Source organism: Planotetraspora phitsanulokensis, assembly GCF_016863295.1.
GTDB lineage: Bacteria > Actinomycetota > Actinomycetes > Streptosporangiales > Streptosporangiaceae > Planotetraspora > Planotetraspora phitsanulokensis.
Genome location: NZ_BOOP01000004.1, coordinates 195,638 through 209,949 on the forward strand (window position 1 = coordinate 195,638; position 14,312 = coordinate 209,949).

The 14,312-nt window shown below is 70.9% G+C and carries 17 protein-coding genes; 6 read left to right on the plus strand and 11 right to left on the minus strand.

Features of this window, described 5'->3' with window-relative positions:
- Positions 1 to 25: 25 nt before the first annotated feature.
- Genes Pph01_RS06590 through Pph01_RS06600 form a run of 3 tightly spaced genes read right to left on the minus strand, consistent with a single transcriptional unit; the run spans position 26 to position 3,314 of the window.
- Entirely contained in the window at positions 26 to 1,042 is a 1,017-nt protein-coding gene (locus Pph01_RS06590; RefSeq protein WP_204072053.1) for a TolB family protein, read from the minus strand.
- Positions 1,039 to 2,424, minus strand: coding sequence for an MFS transporter (locus tag Pph01_RS06595; RefSeq protein ID WP_239116483.1), 1,386 nt, complete (start codon positions 2,422 to 2,424; stop codon positions 1,039 to 1,041). The genes Pph01_RS06590 and Pph01_RS06595 overlap by 4 nt, the downstream gene beginning before the upstream one ends.
- A gap of 2 nt (positions 2,425 to 2,426) precedes the next feature.
- On the minus strand, positions 2,427 to 3,314 hold the full coding sequence (locus tag Pph01_RS06600; RefSeq protein ID WP_204072054.1) for an alkaline phosphatase family protein: 888 nt from the start codon (positions 3,312 to 3,314) through the stop codon (positions 2,427 to 2,429).
- Positions 3,315 to 3,738: 424 nt separating this feature from the next.
- Between Pph01_RS06600 and Pph01_RS06605 the strand changes: the two genes are divergently transcribed.
- On the plus strand, positions 3,739 to 4,140 hold the full coding sequence (locus Pph01_RS06605) for an NUDIX hydrolase (protein WP_204072055.1): 402 nt from the start codon (positions 3,739 to 3,741) through the stop codon (positions 4,138 to 4,140).
- Here the strand turns inward: Pph01_RS06605 and Pph01_RS06610 are convergent.
- The 5 genes from Pph01_RS06610 to Pph01_RS06630 all read right to left on the minus strand — a co-directional run bounded on the left by Pph01_RS06610 (position 4,100) and on the right by Pph01_RS06630 (position 8,083).
- Positions 4,100 to 5,068 (minus strand): cytochrome c oxidase assembly protein, encoded by a 969-nt coding sequence (locus tag Pph01_RS06610; RefSeq protein WP_204072056.1) that lies wholly within the window; start codon positions 5,066 to 5,068, stop codon positions 4,100 to 4,102. The genes Pph01_RS06605 and Pph01_RS06610 overlap by 41 nt on opposite strands.
- A gap of 6 nt (positions 5,069 to 5,074) precedes the next feature.
- Positions 5,075 to 5,590, minus strand: a complete 516-nt coding sequence (locus Pph01_RS06615; RefSeq protein ID WP_204072057.1) for a DUF2243 domain-containing protein — start codon at positions 5,588 to 5,590, stop codon at positions 5,075 to 5,077.
- Positions 5,591 to 5,631: 41 nt separating this feature from the next.
- Positions 5,632 to 5,952: a plasmid stabilization protein gene (locus tag Pph01_RS06620; protein WP_204072058.1), complete on the minus strand. Its 321-nt coding sequence runs from the start codon at positions 5,950 to 5,952 to the stop codon at positions 5,632 to 5,634.
- A 76-nt stretch (positions 5,953 to 6,028) separates the two neighbouring features.
- Positions 6,029 to 6,844, minus strand: a complete 816-nt coding sequence (locus Pph01_RS06625) for a helix-turn-helix transcriptional regulator (protein ID WP_204072059.1) — start codon at positions 6,842 to 6,844, stop codon at positions 6,029 to 6,031.
- Between the two features lie 210 nt (positions 6,845 to 7,054).
- The gene (locus Pph01_RS06630; protein ID WP_204072060.1) at positions 7,055 to 8,083 is read right to left on the minus strand and encodes an aldo/keto reductase; all 1,029 of its coding nucleotides are present in this window, start codon (positions 8,081 to 8,083) and stop codon (positions 7,055 to 7,057) included.
- A gap of 198 nt (positions 8,084 to 8,281) precedes the next feature.
- Here Pph01_RS06630 and Pph01_RS06635 point away from each other — a divergent pair, with 198 nt between their 5' ends.
- Entirely contained in the window at positions 8,282 to 9,193 is a 912-nt protein-coding gene (locus tag Pph01_RS06635) for an NADP-dependent oxidoreductase (RefSeq protein ID WP_204072061.1), read from the plus strand.
- Positions 9,194 to 9,283: 90 nt separating this feature from the next.
- On the opposite strand, the gene Pph01_RS06640 is transcribed toward Pph01_RS06635, so the two are convergent.
- On the minus strand, positions 9,284 to 9,421 hold the full coding sequence (locus Pph01_RS06640) for a hypothetical protein (RefSeq protein WP_204072062.1): 138 nt from the start codon (positions 9,419 to 9,421) through the stop codon (positions 9,284 to 9,286).
- Positions 9,422 to 9,752: 331 nt separating this feature from the next.
- Between Pph01_RS06640 and Pph01_RS06645 the strand changes: the two genes are divergently transcribed.
- Positions 9,753 to 10,235, plus strand: a complete 483-nt coding sequence (locus Pph01_RS06645) for a cupin domain-containing protein (RefSeq protein ID WP_204072063.1) — start codon at positions 9,753 to 9,755, stop codon at positions 10,233 to 10,235.
- Between the two features lie 105 nt (positions 10,236 to 10,340).
- Positions 10,341 to 11,204 carry a helix-turn-helix transcriptional regulator gene (locus Pph01_RS06650; RefSeq protein ID WP_204072064.1) on the plus strand — a complete coding sequence of 288 codons (864 nt, stop codon included), beginning with the start codon at positions 10,341 to 10,343 and terminating at the stop codon, positions 11,202 to 11,204.
- Between the two features lie 66 nt (positions 11,205 to 11,270).
- Here Pph01_RS06650 and Pph01_RS06655 read toward each other — a convergent pair whose 3' ends face one another.
- Complete coding sequence (locus Pph01_RS06655; RefSeq protein ID WP_204072065.1) at positions 11,271 to 12,542, minus strand: amidohydrolase family protein; 1,272 nt, start codon at positions 12,540 to 12,542, stop codon at positions 11,271 to 11,273.
- A 61-nt stretch (positions 12,543 to 12,603) separates the two neighbouring features.
- On the opposite strand from Pph01_RS06655, the gene Pph01_RS06660 reads away from it, so the two are divergent.
- A complete protein-coding gene (locus Pph01_RS06660) occupies positions 12,604 to 13,116 on the plus strand; it encodes a MarR family winged helix-turn-helix transcriptional regulator (protein WP_204072066.1) in 513 nt (170 codons plus the stop codon).
- A gap of 44 nt (positions 13,117 to 13,160) precedes the next feature.
- Here the strand turns inward: Pph01_RS06660 and map are convergent, their stop codons facing one another.
- Positions 13,161 to 13,928, minus strand: coding sequence for a type I methionyl aminopeptidase (gene map, locus Pph01_RS06665; RefSeq protein ID WP_204072067.1), 768 nt, complete (start codon positions 13,926 to 13,928; stop codon positions 13,161 to 13,163).
- 82 nt (positions 13,929 to 14,010) lie between these two features.
- Here map and Pph01_RS06670 point away from each other — a divergent pair, with 82 nt between their 5' ends.
- On the plus strand, positions 14,011 to 14,286 hold the full coding sequence (locus tag Pph01_RS06670) for a helix-turn-helix domain-containing protein (protein WP_204072068.1): 276 nt from the start codon (positions 14,011 to 14,013) through the stop codon (positions 14,284 to 14,286).
- Positions 14,287 to 14,312 lie beyond the last annotated feature (26 nt).

The window sequence follows — 14,312 nt, forward strand, 5'->3', positions numbered from 1 at the left end:
CCGACAGTGCATGCCGCCGCGGTCGTCAGCCGATGAAGGCGGGGTTGAGCGCGGCGAGGGCCACCCGCCGGGCCGCGCCGGGCCCGTCGGCGGGGACGGACCACAGGTCGTCGCCGTAGTCGCCGGCCAGGCCGTACATCACGGTGTGCTCGTCCGACCAGACGACCTGGTCGTCGACGCTGCGCGACTCGGCCAGCGGCGTCTCCTCCATCGTCTTCAGGTCCAGCGCGTACAGCCGCCACGGCTCGTCCGGGTCGGCGCCGGGGACGCGTTTCTTGAAGACCAGGCGGGTGCCGTCCGGCGACAACGACGGGCACTCGACGTTGGTGCGCATCGTGGTCACCGTCCGTGCGGCGATGTCGCCGCGGACCAGGTACGTCTGGCCCTTCGTGGCGAGCGTCGCGTAGAAATGCCCGTCGTCGGAGAAGGTGACACCCCAGAAGTTCACGTCGGCGGCGTGATACGGCCTGCCGTCCTTGATGATCGTGTAGGCCTCCAGGCTCGACGTCAGCTCCCACGTCCGGGTGTCGACGATCGAGGTGCGGGTGGAGAAGTTGCTTCCCGCGTAGGAGTCGCCGCCCACGAACACCGTCCACGCGGCCATGTGCCCGGACGGCGAGACCCGCGTCCTGGTCGGGATGCCCCCGACGGGGAACTCGCGCAGCGTCCGCAACCCGGAGTCGAGGATCGACGCGAAATAGGTCTCCTGGAGCGCGCCGTCCTCCTTGCGCAGGCACACCCCGGTCCCGGCCGCGGCGTAGAAGCGCAGGCAGCGGACCGGCGCGGCGACGCGCGCCCCGCCCGGGTCGCCCACCGGCACGGAGACCAGGTCGTCCCGGTACGGCCCCCAGGCCATGTTGCGGAAGACCATCCGTCCCGAGCCCGCGAGGCTCACGGAGCCTGCCGACACGGGCGGGCCGCCCGGCTGCGCCGTGTCACGCTCCCCCGCCCGCTGCGACGCGCGCATCACCGACGCGAACGCCACCGTCCCCAGCAGGGCCACCGCGACCACCAGGATGATCAGACGCGCCCGGGCCGTCATGCCGTCTCCGGTCCGCGCAGCGCGTACGCCGCCCACCCGGCGCACAGGGCGAGACCGGCCATGGCGATGCCGAGCACGGCCTGGTCGCCGATGACGGTCCACATCGCCCCGAAGGCGATCGAGCAGCAGAACCGGGCCAGCGCCTGTCCCGTCCCGATCAGCGCGAGCCCGCTCGCCCGCAACTCGGCCGGTACGGCACCCGCGGCCGCCGCGGGGAGCACGCCGTCGGTGGCGGCGTAGAAGGTCCCGTGCAGGGCGAGCACGACGAACGGCAGGACGTCGCCGTGCAGGGGCATCAGCAGCAGTCCGTACGCGAGGAGCAACGCGACATGACCTCCGAGGAACACGCGCCTGCGGCCGACCCGGTCGGCGAGCACGCCCAGCGGCATGGCGAGCACGAGGAAGAAGAAGGCGGTGCCGAGCGGCAGCAACGGGAACAGGCGCTCGGAGATCCCGAGCCGGTGCTGCAGCATCAGGTAGACGAACGCGTCGCTCACCGTGGTGAGGCCGAGCAGCGTCGCGGTGACGGTCAGGCGGCGCACGTCGGGGATGCGCAGCAACGCCACCGCCGAACGCAACGTGACCGCCGGCGAACCGGCCGCGGCGCCGCCTGATACCTCGTCGCCGCCCGGCGCACTCGTGCCGGCCGCGGCGCCGTCGCTTCCCCGGGCGCCCCCGGCGTCCGCCACGCTGGCGGTGCCCATGGAGCCGGCCGCGGGGGCACGGCCTCCGGGGACGAAGAGCACGAGGACCAGGACGCCCAGCGCCGCGATGCAGAAGCTCACCGTGAAGACCGCGTCGTATCCGTCCGTGGCGGCGCCCAGGACGAGGAACGCGACGATCGGTCCGAGAAGGGCCCCGCCCGTGTCCATGGCGCGGTGGACGCCGAAGGCGCGTCCCCTGTTCTCCGGCGTCGAGGCCAGCGAGATCATCGCGTCGCGCGGAGCGGTGCGTATCCCCTTGCCGGTCCGGTCGAGGGCCAGCACCCCGCTGATCAACGGCAGGGTGTGCACGATCAGGAGGAGCGGCTTGCAGAGGGCGGACAGGCCGTAGCCGATGACGGCGACCGCCTTGTGGCGGCGCCCCCGATCGGCGAGGTGACCGCCGAACAGGCGGACCAGTCCGCTGACACCGTTGTACACGCCGTCGAGCACGCCGAACCCGAGAGGGCTGAGGCCGAGACCGGCCACCACGTAGAGCGGCAGCACGGCGGTGACCATCTCCGAGGAGACGTCCGTGATGAGACTGACCGTTCCCAGCGCGAGAACCGTGGCCGGGATCGCCCGCAGGGCCCGGCCCGGCTGAGCGGCCCGATCAGTCCGACCTTGGTCCGCGTCTGCGGGCGCGGTGGCGGCGGTCGGGCCGCGATCAGCCAGGTACAAGCTCAGCTCCAGATTCCGGTGATGTCCGAGGCGGACGCGGCGTTGCCCGCGTGCGTGCTCGTGCCGACCATGTCCTCAAGGGTGCGGAGCAGGTTGTAGTGGTTGTACTTCGTGGCGGAGGTGCTGCCCGCCGTGACCGGCTGGCCGTACACGACCGTCGCGATCTTGTTGCCGCTCAGGCTGTTGTCCTCGTCGAAGGTGACGACGAGCAGGCTGTTGTTCGACTTCGCCCAGGTCGCGTACGCGCCGAGCTTGTTCTTCACCCACGTGTCGCCGGTCGAGACCGAGCAGTCGTGCATGTCGCTGCACAGGTTCGGCGTCACGTACGAGATCTTCGGCAGCTTCGTGAAGTCCGTCGGGAACTGCGCGAAGGTGTACGCCGAGGAGGTCGGGACGTTCTTGAAGCCGAACCACGGGTTGTGCTTCTGCGCGTACTTGCCGGAGCTGTTGGTGCAGACGGTGGAGCCCTGGCTGGGCAGGCCCTCGTTGTAGCTGGCCCAGGTCTTGCCCGCCGCGATCGTCTCCGAGGCCAGGTTGGCGGCGGAGCTGAAGCCGATCGTGACACAGCCGTCGCCGGTGATGCCCTGCGTCGAGCCGGAGAACATGGCGTAGTAGTTGGGCTGGCTCGGGTGCGTCTCGGCGTACATGTTGGTGAGGTTCGCACCGCCCTTCGCCAGCGAGTTGATGTAGGGGGCGCTGGAGCTGCCGATGACCTGCGAGTAGGCGTGGTTCTCCATGACGACCACGACGATGTGGCTGGGCGACGGCACTGTGGCGGCGGAGCTCGCCTGGGTGCCGGTCCACAGTCCGATCGCGGCGACGATCCCGACGGCTGAGGCGACCGAGACGAGCGCCTTGCGGGCACGCGTCTTTCTGGCGGATACGACCATGACTGTCCTTCGTACTGGGGGCTGCGAGGCGATGTCAGGGTAGATCCACTCCGAAAGATTCACTCAGTGAAACGAGGTGAATAGCGGCCAAACATTGGGTTCCAGATTTCGCCGAGTCAGGCCGGGTGTCGGGGCAGGCGGCAGCGGCGGCCAGGCCGGGGTCGGGGGTCGTGAGCCGGGCCGGGTCGGGGGTCGGGAATCGGGCAGGGGTCGGGGTTGGGAATCGGGCCGCAGCCGGAGGTCGGCGCCGACGACCGGTGCAGGCCTCCTCCTCCGTTTCTCACGGAAGTTGTACGGGATTCCATGAGAAACGGAGAGGGAGACGTCGCGCTCGGGAGCCGAGCCGGGCGCAGGAGTCACCTTCGCCGATGAGAGACTCCTCAGGCGTCCAGCCGCGACCCGCCCCCGCACCAGGAGTACGACAATGAGCACGACCATCGACAAGATCGCATGGATCCATCTGGAGGATGGCAGGGTCCTCAGCACCCGGTCGCGGGGCAAGGACGTCTTCTACTTCCCCGGCGGGAAGCGCGAGCCCGGCGAGAGCGACCTCGACACTCTCGCCCGTGAGATCGACGAGGAGCTGGCGGTCACCGTCGTCCCCTCGACCGCCGCGCTCCTCGGCACCTTCGAGGCCCAGGCGCACGGCCACGGGGGCGGCGTCACCGTACGGATGACCTGCTACACCGCCGACCACCTGGGCACGCCGACGCCCAGCAGCGAGATCGAAGAGGTCGTCTGGCTGACCTACGCCGACCGCGACCGCGTGTCACCCGTCGACCAGATCATCTTCGACCGTCTCCACGCGGAGGGTCGCCTTCGCTGACCAGTCCGCCGCTCGGACCCTGATCCGCGAACATCGCCGGCTTGCATGGGAACACGGCCCCGGCGCCCGCCACAGGCTGAGGACCTCCGTCCGGCATCGCCCATCCGGTACGAGCCGCACCCGCCGGCCCGGCTCCGAGACCTCGGCGGCGAGCCCGTTCCAGCGCCCGGCCACCGGCGAGGTACCACTGCACCGCGACGACGACGGCGAGCCCGACCTCGACGAGGTCCCCGCCGTAGTACATCAGCTCGGCGCCCGTCCGGACGTCGGCCGCCGGGAAGGCGGTGCCCGGCGGAGGCGCGGCGTACAGGGATTTGGCGAGGACCGCGTGCGCGGCGGAGGCGGCGACCAGGGTCGCCGCGCGCAGCCCCAGGCCGTGGTGATGACGCAACGGCTCCACCTGGCAGATCGCCGCGCTGAACAACAGGCCCGCGGTGACCACGTGCACGTGCACCGCGACGTGCAGCCACGTGTGGTGGTACGTGGCCGCGAACAGAGGAGTGCGATAGAGCAGCCACAGGCCTCCCACGTCCAGCACCGCGGCCAGAGGCGGAAAGATCAGCCACGTCGCGGGGCGGGAACGGACGACCGCGAGGAGGCCCCGACGTGCGCCGGGCCTCAGGACGCGCAGGGCTAGGGTGACGGGCCGGCCGAGGACCAGCAGCAACGGGGCGGCCATTCCGGCGAGCAGGTGCCTGGCCATGTGCTCCGTGAACTCCCCGCCCGGCATCGGCGACAGGGCCGCCGCCACCAGACAGACGCCGCCGAGGGCGAAACACCGGTCCCGTACGGCCGGCCAGGCGTGCCCGCGTCCCCGCAGCCCGGTCGCGGCGCGGATGTACAGGGCGACCGCACACAAGGCGGCGGTGGCGGCGAGCCACGCCGGCATGGCCGCGACCACGCCGTCAGGCGCGTGGTGCCCGTGCATCGCCGATCATCCTCCGCCGCCGTGGGCGGCGGCCCGCAACAACAGCACGCCGGCGACCAGGAGGATCACCGCGATCACGTTCCAGGTCCAGTCGTAGGGAACGAGGTTCACGTGGTACCGGATCTGGTGCAGGCCCAGAAGCTTGTGCTGGACGGTGCCGTCGTACAGCTGGAAGGCGCCCGCGCCGACGAGAGCGCCGCCCGCGAAGGACCGGCCTGAAAGGGCATCCCGGCGTCGCAGATCCGCGAACATGATCAGACCCATGACGACCGCGAACCATCCGAAGGCGTGGAACAACCCGTCGGAGACCAGTCCGGCGGCGAGGGTCGATCTGTCGTAGAAGTGATGCCAGTGCAGCAGTTGGTGGAACACGGTCTCGTCCACGAACGCCGCGACGCCGACCCCCACGAGGACGCCGGACCAGATCGACCGCGAAGGCGGCGCCTTCTCACGTTTCCGAGGGCCCGCGGCGCCGTCCGGCGCGCCTGAAGGGCCTGAAGGGCCCGAAGGAAAGGTACGCACACGATCACCTGCCTAGGGGCGGCGTCGCCCGGCGCCGCCTGTCAGCGGAGCGCCTTCTCCAGCTGCGCCTTGCTCATGGCCGAGCGCCCCTTGATGTTGCGGCGCCTGGCCTCCGCGTAGAGCTGCTCCTTGGTACGGCCGCCGGCCCCGGAGTGCGAGCGCAGCCCTCCGCGGCGGGAGGAGGAGATGTCGTCGACGGAGGTGCGGCTCGCGGTGCGGGACTCGCCCGCGCGGGCCCGTTCCTTGTTCACGGTCCGGGCGGCGATCTCCTCGGCCACCTTCTCGCTCTTGCCGCGCTTCTTGACGCTGTCCTTGATGTGCTCGTACTGCCGTTCCCGCTTGGGGCTGGAACCACGTGGCATGTTCCTCACCTCGCTGAATTGGCTGTCTCAGTCCGGGCTACCCCTGACGCCCGGACCGACACCCCCGGGCGCGAAGTCACCTGCCGACGGCGTGGGTCACGCTCAGCCTCTGCAGGGCGTCTTCGGACCGGCTGCCCGGATCGGCCTGGGCGACGAAGATCCGCTGGCCGGGAGAGCCGTCGATGGAGAACGTCGCGTGCCAGAGGTTCAGCTCACCGACCTCCCGGTGGACGAGCCGCCGGAACTCCTGGGTTCTGGCGCGGACGTCATGACGGGCCCAGATCCGGCGGAAGTCCTCGCTCTCCCGTGACAGTTCCTCCACCAGCGTGAGCAGGCTGGGATCGGGCCTCGGTCCGGCCATCGCCCGCAGGTTGGCCACCTTGGAGGAGGCCTCCCGTTCCCAGTCCGGGTAGAACCTGCGCGAATCCGGGTTGAGGAACGTCAGCCGCAACAGGTTGTCGGCGTGGTCCAGCCCTTCGTAGAGGGCGCCGCCCAGCGCGTTGCGCGCGAGCACGTCGAGGCGGTCGTTCGTCACGAGCGCGGGCGCGCGGTGCCAGCCGTCGATGAGCCGCACCACGTTGGGATCGACCTGACGCGACGACCCCGGCCTGCGCGCGGACGGCCTGGGGTTCGCCAGAGCGTGGAGATGCTCGGCGGCCTCGACATTGAGCCGGAGCGCCCGGGCGAGGGCTGCGAGCACCTGATCGGACGGGTGGAGTTCCCTGCCCTGCTCCAGCCTCACGTAGTAGTCGGCGCTGACCCCGGCGAGTTGTGCCACCTCGTCACGCCGCAACCCGGGCGTCCTCCGCCGTCCGCTGTCCGGCAGGCCGACGTCGTCGACGGTGACGGCTTGCCGGCGGGCGCGGAGAAACTCCCCCAAGGGGCTTCTCATGCCAGAAGACTAGAAAAACCCAGGTCAAAACGATTCAAAGAGGGCGTGTTAAACCCACCCCGGCGGGCAGGTTTTGCGGGCACTTTGCCGGGTCCGCTCCCCTCCCCCGGCACCGGGGACGCCCTGGACCCCCGTCCCGGGCGAGGCGCCGTTCCGGCGACCACCTCCGCGAAGTGATCGCCGGCGCCTGGCGCCCCGCCCCGGGCGTGGTCACCGCCTGCGCAGCGCCTTGTCCGCGAGCGCCGGAGGCACGTAGTAGTTGTCCGCCGGGTTCAGATCCGTGCCGGGCGGCACGATCTCGTCGATGCGGTCGAGGACGTCCTCGCTCAGCACCGTGCCCGCCCCGGTCAGCAGGCCGTCCAGGTGCTCCATGGTGCGCGGCCCGAGGATCACCGACGTGACGGCCGGATGGGCCAGGACGAATCCGAGGGCGAGGTGGGGCAACGGCAGGCCCGCCTCCTCCGCGAGCTTCGCCAGATCACCGACGGCCTGCAGTTTGCGCGCGTTCTCCGGCAGCGACGGGTCGAACTTGTGCCGCTCCACGCCCGCGCGTCCCGTGCTCGTCAGGTCGATGTCCGCCGCCTGCGTGTACCTCCCCGACAACCAGCCGGCCGACAGAGGGCCCCAGGTCAGCACGCCCATGCCGTACCTCTGGGCCGCGGGCAGCACCGCCGCCTCCACGCCGCGCGCCAGGATCGAGTACGGCGGCTGCTCGGTGCGGAACCGCACGTGGCCGCGCCGCTCGGACATCCACTGCGCCTCGACGATCTCTTGGGCGGGGAAGGTGGAGCTGCCCACGGCCAGGACCTTGCCCGCCCGGACCAGGTCGGTCAGGGCGGAGAGGGTCTCGTCGACGTCCGTGCGCGGGTCGGGCCGGTGGATCTGGTAGAGATCGATGTGGTCGGTGCCCAGGCGCCGCAGGCTGTTGTCCACCTGGCGGACGAGCCACCGCCTGGAGCCGCCCCCGTGGTTGGCCTCCTCGCCGAACGGGAGACCCGCCTTGGTCGCGAGGACGACCTCGTCACGACGGCCCTTGAGCGCCTTGCCGACGATCTCCTCCGACTCCCCCGCCGAGTAGACGTCCGCGGTGTCGACGAAGTTGATCCCGGCGTCGAGAGCACGATGGATGATCCGCACGCTCTCTTCGTGGTCCTTGTTGCCCAGGCGGCCGAACATCATCGTGCCGAGCGCGAACTCGCTCACCGAGATGCCGGTTCCCCCGAGAATCCTGCGCTTCATGGGTTCTGCCTCCAGCAGATGGTTTCAGGGATTCGGGACTCACCCTTCGCCACGGGCCGATCGCGCACCAGGCCCGGCCCAACCTGGGTCTGCCAGAACTACTCAGCGCCCGACACGCACCCGATGAAGATCGATTGCGAGAAGACAGGCGGGGTACGTTCGTCCTGCTCGATATCTCCGCAGTTGGCGAGGCCTGTCATGCGAGCCGTCACCGTCCGAGACCGCGCGGCCGGTGTTGCCGGGATCTCCCTGACGGAAGAGCCCTACCCCCACGCCGCCGAGAACGACGTCATCGTGCGGGTGCATGCCGCGGCGTTCACCCGCGGCGAGCTCGACTGGCCGGGCACCTGGTGCGATCGCGCGGGTCGCGATCGGACGCCGAGCGTGCTCGGGCATGAGCTGTCGGGTGTCGTCGCCGAACTGGGGTACGGGACCACCGGCCTGACCGTCGGCCAGCGGGTGTTCGGGCTGGCCGACTGGGCCCGCAACGGCTCGCTCGCCGAGTATGCGGCGGTGGAGGCCCGCAACCTGGCGCCGCTGCCGGCCGGTGTGGACCACATCGCGGCCGCCGCCCTGCCGATCCCGGGGCTGACCGCGTGGCAGGGCCTGTTCGACCACGGCCGTCTCGCTGCCGGCCAGACCGTCCTGGTCCATGGCGCCGCGGGCAGTGTGGGCGCCATCGCGGTTCAGCTCGCGCGCGAGGCAGGAGCCCGGGTGATCGGCTCCGGTCGGGCCGCCGCCAGGGACGCGGCACTCGGGCTCGGCGTGGACGCGTTCCTGGACCTGCAGGCCGATTCCCTGGAAGACGCCGGCCAGGTCGATGTGGTGTTCGACGTGATCGGCGGCGACATCCTGGACCGCTCGGCCGCACTGGTGCGCCCCGGCGGCACGCTCGTCACGATCGTCTCGCCGCCGACGGTCCGGCCCCGAGACGGGCAGGCGATCTTCTTCGTCGTCGAACCCGATCGCTCCCGGCTCGCGGATCTGGCTTGGCGGCTCCGGGACGGACGGCTCCGCCCGATCGTCGGGGCCGTACGGCCGCTTGCCGAGGCGCCCGCCGCGTTCACCCGGCCAGGCAAGACGATCATCCGGGTCGCGGACGACGAATAGCCGGTTTCGTACGGCCGACGGCGTGGGTTGCCGCCCCCTCCCGCGCGGGAGAGCCGGAACCGACCCGATCCTGCGGATCCCTGCGCCGGCTCAGCTGCCGGAGACGGGGTATCGGCTCGTGATCGCCACGCGGTTGAAGGCGTTCATGACCGTCGAAAGCCAGGCGACCGCCGAGACCTGATCCTCGGAGAGCACCGCGGCGGCCGCCGCGTAGTCCGCATCGCTCACATGACCATCCGACACCCGCGTGACCGCCTCAGCCAGGCGCAGGGCCGCGCGCTAAGGCGGCCGCGCCGCGGTTCGGTCCTCGGGCGGGTCGACCTGCGTGTGAGCACACCATCACCAAGGCTTGGACTCGCTCCTGGCACGTATTCGAAATGTCTGGGCATGGTACTCGGACAACTCCACCCAGCCTCGACTCGAGACGCACGCCGAGGTGAGCCGCGTCCGGCCGTGTCCGGTGGGGCGGCGAGCAGGAACTGCACGGCTTGGGCGGGAATTCAGGACGCATCGCAACACCCGTCCGCCCCGGAAGTCCAAGCAGGATGGGAGAGTCGTCATGATCCGAATACGGTTGGTCAGCGGTCTTCTGGCTGCCGGCATGGTGACCGCGGTCCCGGCATGCGGTGTCACGGACGACCATGCGACCGGAAAGGTGCCGGTCGCCGGCAAGGAGCCGGTCGCCGCCGTGGTCACCCAGCCTCCGTCCGAGACGCTCACGACCCAGTTGGAGCAGGCGCTTCCGAACGTCAAGGGCAAGACGTTCACCTCGGCGATCGTGGACTTTCCGCCCGCCGCACGCGCCGTCCCGCATCGGCACGGCAATGCTTTCGTCTACGCCTACGTGCTTGAGGGCACTGTGCGCAGTCAGCTCAAGGGCGAGCCGGTGCGCACGTATCACCAAGGCGAGAACTGGGTCGAGCAGCCGGGCGCCCACCATGTGCTCACAGAGAACATCAGCCGGACAAGACCGGCGAAACTGCTGGTCATCTTCATCTCCGACACGGGGGCCAAGCTCAAAATCGCTGATTCGCCGAGTTAGGGCACGGGTTCGCACAACGCGCGGCACGACCTGGCCGGTGCCTCGCGGGAGCCACGGGATCGCAGGTCAGCGGCATGGTGAATGCGATGTGCTTGTATGGCAGGCATGGGGCATGCCGCTGACGAGATCACTCCCTTTCTGAAGGCACGCAGGGCGGCGCTCGCCGCCGCCGACATGGGGCTCCCCGACGGGATCACCCGCCGGCGGGTCCGTGGACTGCGCCGCGAGGAGGTCGCCCAGCTGGCCGGGATCAGCGTCGACTACTACACGCGCATCGAGCAGGGACGGGCGCCCGCCGTCTCCGACTCGGTGCTCGACGCCGTCGCGCGGGCGTTGCGCCTCAGCCCGGCCGAGCACACGTACCTGCGCAACATCACGGCGCCGCGGCGAGCCGACGCGGGCGTGTGCGACGCGGGCACGGGTCCCCGGCCGGAGGTGCGGCCGCAGATCCGGGAATTGATGGACGCGATGGACGACGCCGTCCCCGCGATCGTGCACGGCCCGGGCATGGACATCCTGGCCTGGAACCGGCTGGCCGGCCGGCTGTCGTTCGACCTGGACGCGCTTGCCGAGGCCGAGCGCAACACCGCCCGGCTGATCTTCCTCCACCCCGAGGCCAGGACGTTGTATCCGGAGTGGCGGAACACGGCGGCGGTGATCGTGGCGACGCTCCGCTCGGACGCCGGGCAGCACACCGGTCAGGTCCGCGTGCAGCGGATCATCTGCGACCTGCGGGAGGCCAGCGAGGAGTTCCGGCGTCTCTGGGACGAGCAGACCGTGCTGGATCCGAACGTCGGCACGAAGACCATCCGCAACCCCGAAGTGGGCGACCTCCTGTTGACCTTCGAGTCGTTCCCGCTTTCCACCGACCCCGGCCAGCGACTGTGCACGTACACCGCTCCGAGGGGATCGGTGACGGAGGAGCGGCTGCGGACGCTGGCGGGCCGGGTCGGCGCGGATGTCGCCTGACACCTCCTGGCCGTTCCGTCCGGGGTCACGGCCACCCTGCCGCGGGAGGGCTCGGCCACAGAACGGCTAGACCGCGGCGAGGCGGGCGGCGGACTCGGCGAGGGGAGCCAGCACGTCCTCGACGACATGGTCGAGCAACCGGCCGTCCCGCTTGACGATCCGGCCGCCGACGACGACGGTGTCGACCGACCGGGTGTCCGCGGAGAGCACCACCGCGCCCACCGCGTCGTGAGCCGGAGCGACTCCGAGCAGGTCGGTCCTGAGCAGCACCAGGTCGGCCTGCTTGCCCACGCCGAGGGATCCGACGACGTCACCGAGCCCGGCGGTTCGCGCCCCGTCGAGGGTGGCCGCCCGCAGGGCGTCACGGGTGGTGAAACCGGTGTTCGGCCGCGCCCTCTCCAGGGAGTACGCCGCCCGCATCAGGCTGAACATGTCGCCGGGCCCGCTGACCACGGTGTCCGCCCCGAGCCCCACGGGAGCGCCCGCCGCCGTCGCACGCCCGGTGATCGGATAGCCGAGCCCCAGTTCCACCTCGACGACGGGTGAGACGGAGACGGCGCCGCCACTGGCGGCGATCCGCTTGAGCGCCTCGTCGGAGTAGTGGTTGCCGTGGACGTAGCTCGTCCTCGAGATGAGCAGGCCGTTGCGCTCGAGGAACTCGAGCCCGCGGTCGGCCTTCTCGGTGTCGTAGCCCATGTGGACGGTCACCGGCAGGTCGAGGTCGCGGGCCAGGCGCCACTCGTGCAGCGCCTCCTCCTCGCTGACGATCTCCGGGCCGAGTGGGGCGATCGCCATCGTCACCGTGCCGCCTGCCGTGCCGAAGTGCTCGTCGTGCACGCGGCGTCCCTGCGCGGCCAGTGATTCGGGATCGCCGCCCTGGGGGTGGCAGTACCCGAAGACGGCCCTGACCCCCGAACGCCGCAGCGCCTCGACGGCAGCCGTCGTGTGATCGGGCGTGAACTGGATGTGCGACCAGTCGACGAGCGTCGTGATGCCCGCGTCGAGGCACTCCAGCGCTCCCGCCAGGTTGCCGGCGTAGACGTCCTCCGGCCGGTAGGCGGGGGCCAGTCGCCCGAGCACGCGCTCGAGATAACCGGGGAAGCCGATGTCGGGACCGATCGCCCGGATGGCCGCCTGCCAGGTGTGCCGATGGGTGTCGACGAAGCCCGGCAGCACGAGCATGCCGCGTGCGTCGATCACCTCGGTTCCCTCGGGTGCGGTCAGGCCCGGCCGTACGGCCGCGATCCGGTCGTCCTCGACCAGCACGTCGGCGGGGGCAGCGGTGACGGGATCGGTGTCGACGGCGACGCCGCCCTGGATGAGCAGTCTCTTAGGCACGCCAAAAGCTTAAAGAAAAGCTTTCTTAAAAGCAATGTGATGAGAGAGGTACCCTCGACCCGTGCACGAAGGGGTACATGACGAGGTCGACGCGCTTGTTCCGGCGTGGGAGACGAGCATGGAGCCGCACGTCGTGGCCTGGCTCGAGCTCAGCAAGCGGGTCTCGCGCGTCGGGGGGTTGCTGGAGCAGGCGACCAGGACCTCGATCGCCGAGCTCGGCCTGACCTACGCCGAGTTCGACGTGCTTGCCGCGTTGCGCCGCGCGGGCGAGCCGTACCGGCTCAAGCCCAGTGAGCTGACCAGGTCGCTCTTCCTCACCTCAGGGGGAACGAGCAACGTCCTGCAGCGATTGGCGGCGGCGGGGCACATCGAGCGCGAGGCGGACGCGGAGGACGCGCGCAGCCGCTGGGTCCGGCTGACCGAGGAGGGCCTGCGGGTCACGGAGGCCGCGTTGGACGCCTCGGTCCGGGCGCACGCCGAGGTCCTGCGCGACGTCCCGGAAGACGCCGTACGGCAGGCCGCCGACGCCCTCCGGGAGGTCCTCCTGGTGATCGGCGGGCGACGTTTCCGCTGACCGGAGGCCGCAGACCCGGAACCGGACCGGCGGCGCGGGCCTGCTCAGGGCAGGGTGAGGACCCAGGGGCCCTCCGCGGTGACGGCGACGGTGTGCTCGATGTGCGCGGCCCGACTGCCGTCGGCGGTGTGCAGGCTCCACCCGTCCGGAGCGGTGCGGTAGTCGTCCCGACCGCCCGCCATGAACATCGGCTCGATGGCGAGCGTCAGGCCGGGACGCAGGGGAAAGCCGCGGCCCGGCCGCCCCCTGTTGGACACGTGGGGATCCTCGTGCATGCGGCGGCCGATGCCGTGGCCGCCGAAGTCCCTCGGCATGCCGCAACCGGCCTCCCGCGCCGCGGCCCCGATTGCGTGGCCGATGTCGCCGATGCGGTTGCCCGGCGTCGCCGCGGCGATCCCGGCGTCGAGAGCCGCCCGGGTGGCGTCGATCAGGGCCTGGTCGCCCGGCCGGGGAGTACCGACGATGAAGCTGTCGGCGGCGTCGCCGGTCCAGCCGTCGAGTTCCGCGCCGCAGTCGATGCTGACCAGGTCGCCGTCACGGAGGCGGTATCCGGTGGGGATGCCGTGCACGATCGCGTCGTTGACCGACGTGCAGATCACCGCGGGGAAGGGAGTGAAGGCGAAGGCGGGCCGGTAGCCCAGGAAGGGCGAGCCGGCCCCGGCCTTACTGAGCACGGCACGGGCCGCTTCGTCCAACTCCGTCAGGGAGACTCCCACGTCCGCCGCTTCACGGACGGCGGCGAGCGCGTTCGCGACGACTCTCCCGGCCTCCCGCATCGCCTCCAGCGCCTCCGCGGACTTGATCTCGACCATCTCGTACTGCTCCCATCCCGGTGACCAATTCTTATACCGGTATTAGTATCACGGTTCTGATGCCGGTATTAGTATCACGGGCATGGTGAGAACTCCTTTGACCCCCTGGGAGCGGCAGCGCGGAGAGCGGTTCGGCGCGCTGCTGCGCCAGGCGCGGGGCGAGCGCAGCATGGTGGAGGTCGCGGCGGCGGCCGGAATCTCCGCGGAGACGCTGCGCAAGATCGAGACGGGGCGTGCGCCGACGCCGGCGTTCTTCACCGTCGCGGCCCTGGCCGCCGCGCTGGAAATGTCCCTGGACGAGCTGGCCGGCGCCTGCGCGGTGGGCTCCGACGCCAGGGCGCTCCCCCTGCCGGCCTGACCGGGCACCGGCGGCCGGGGCACGGG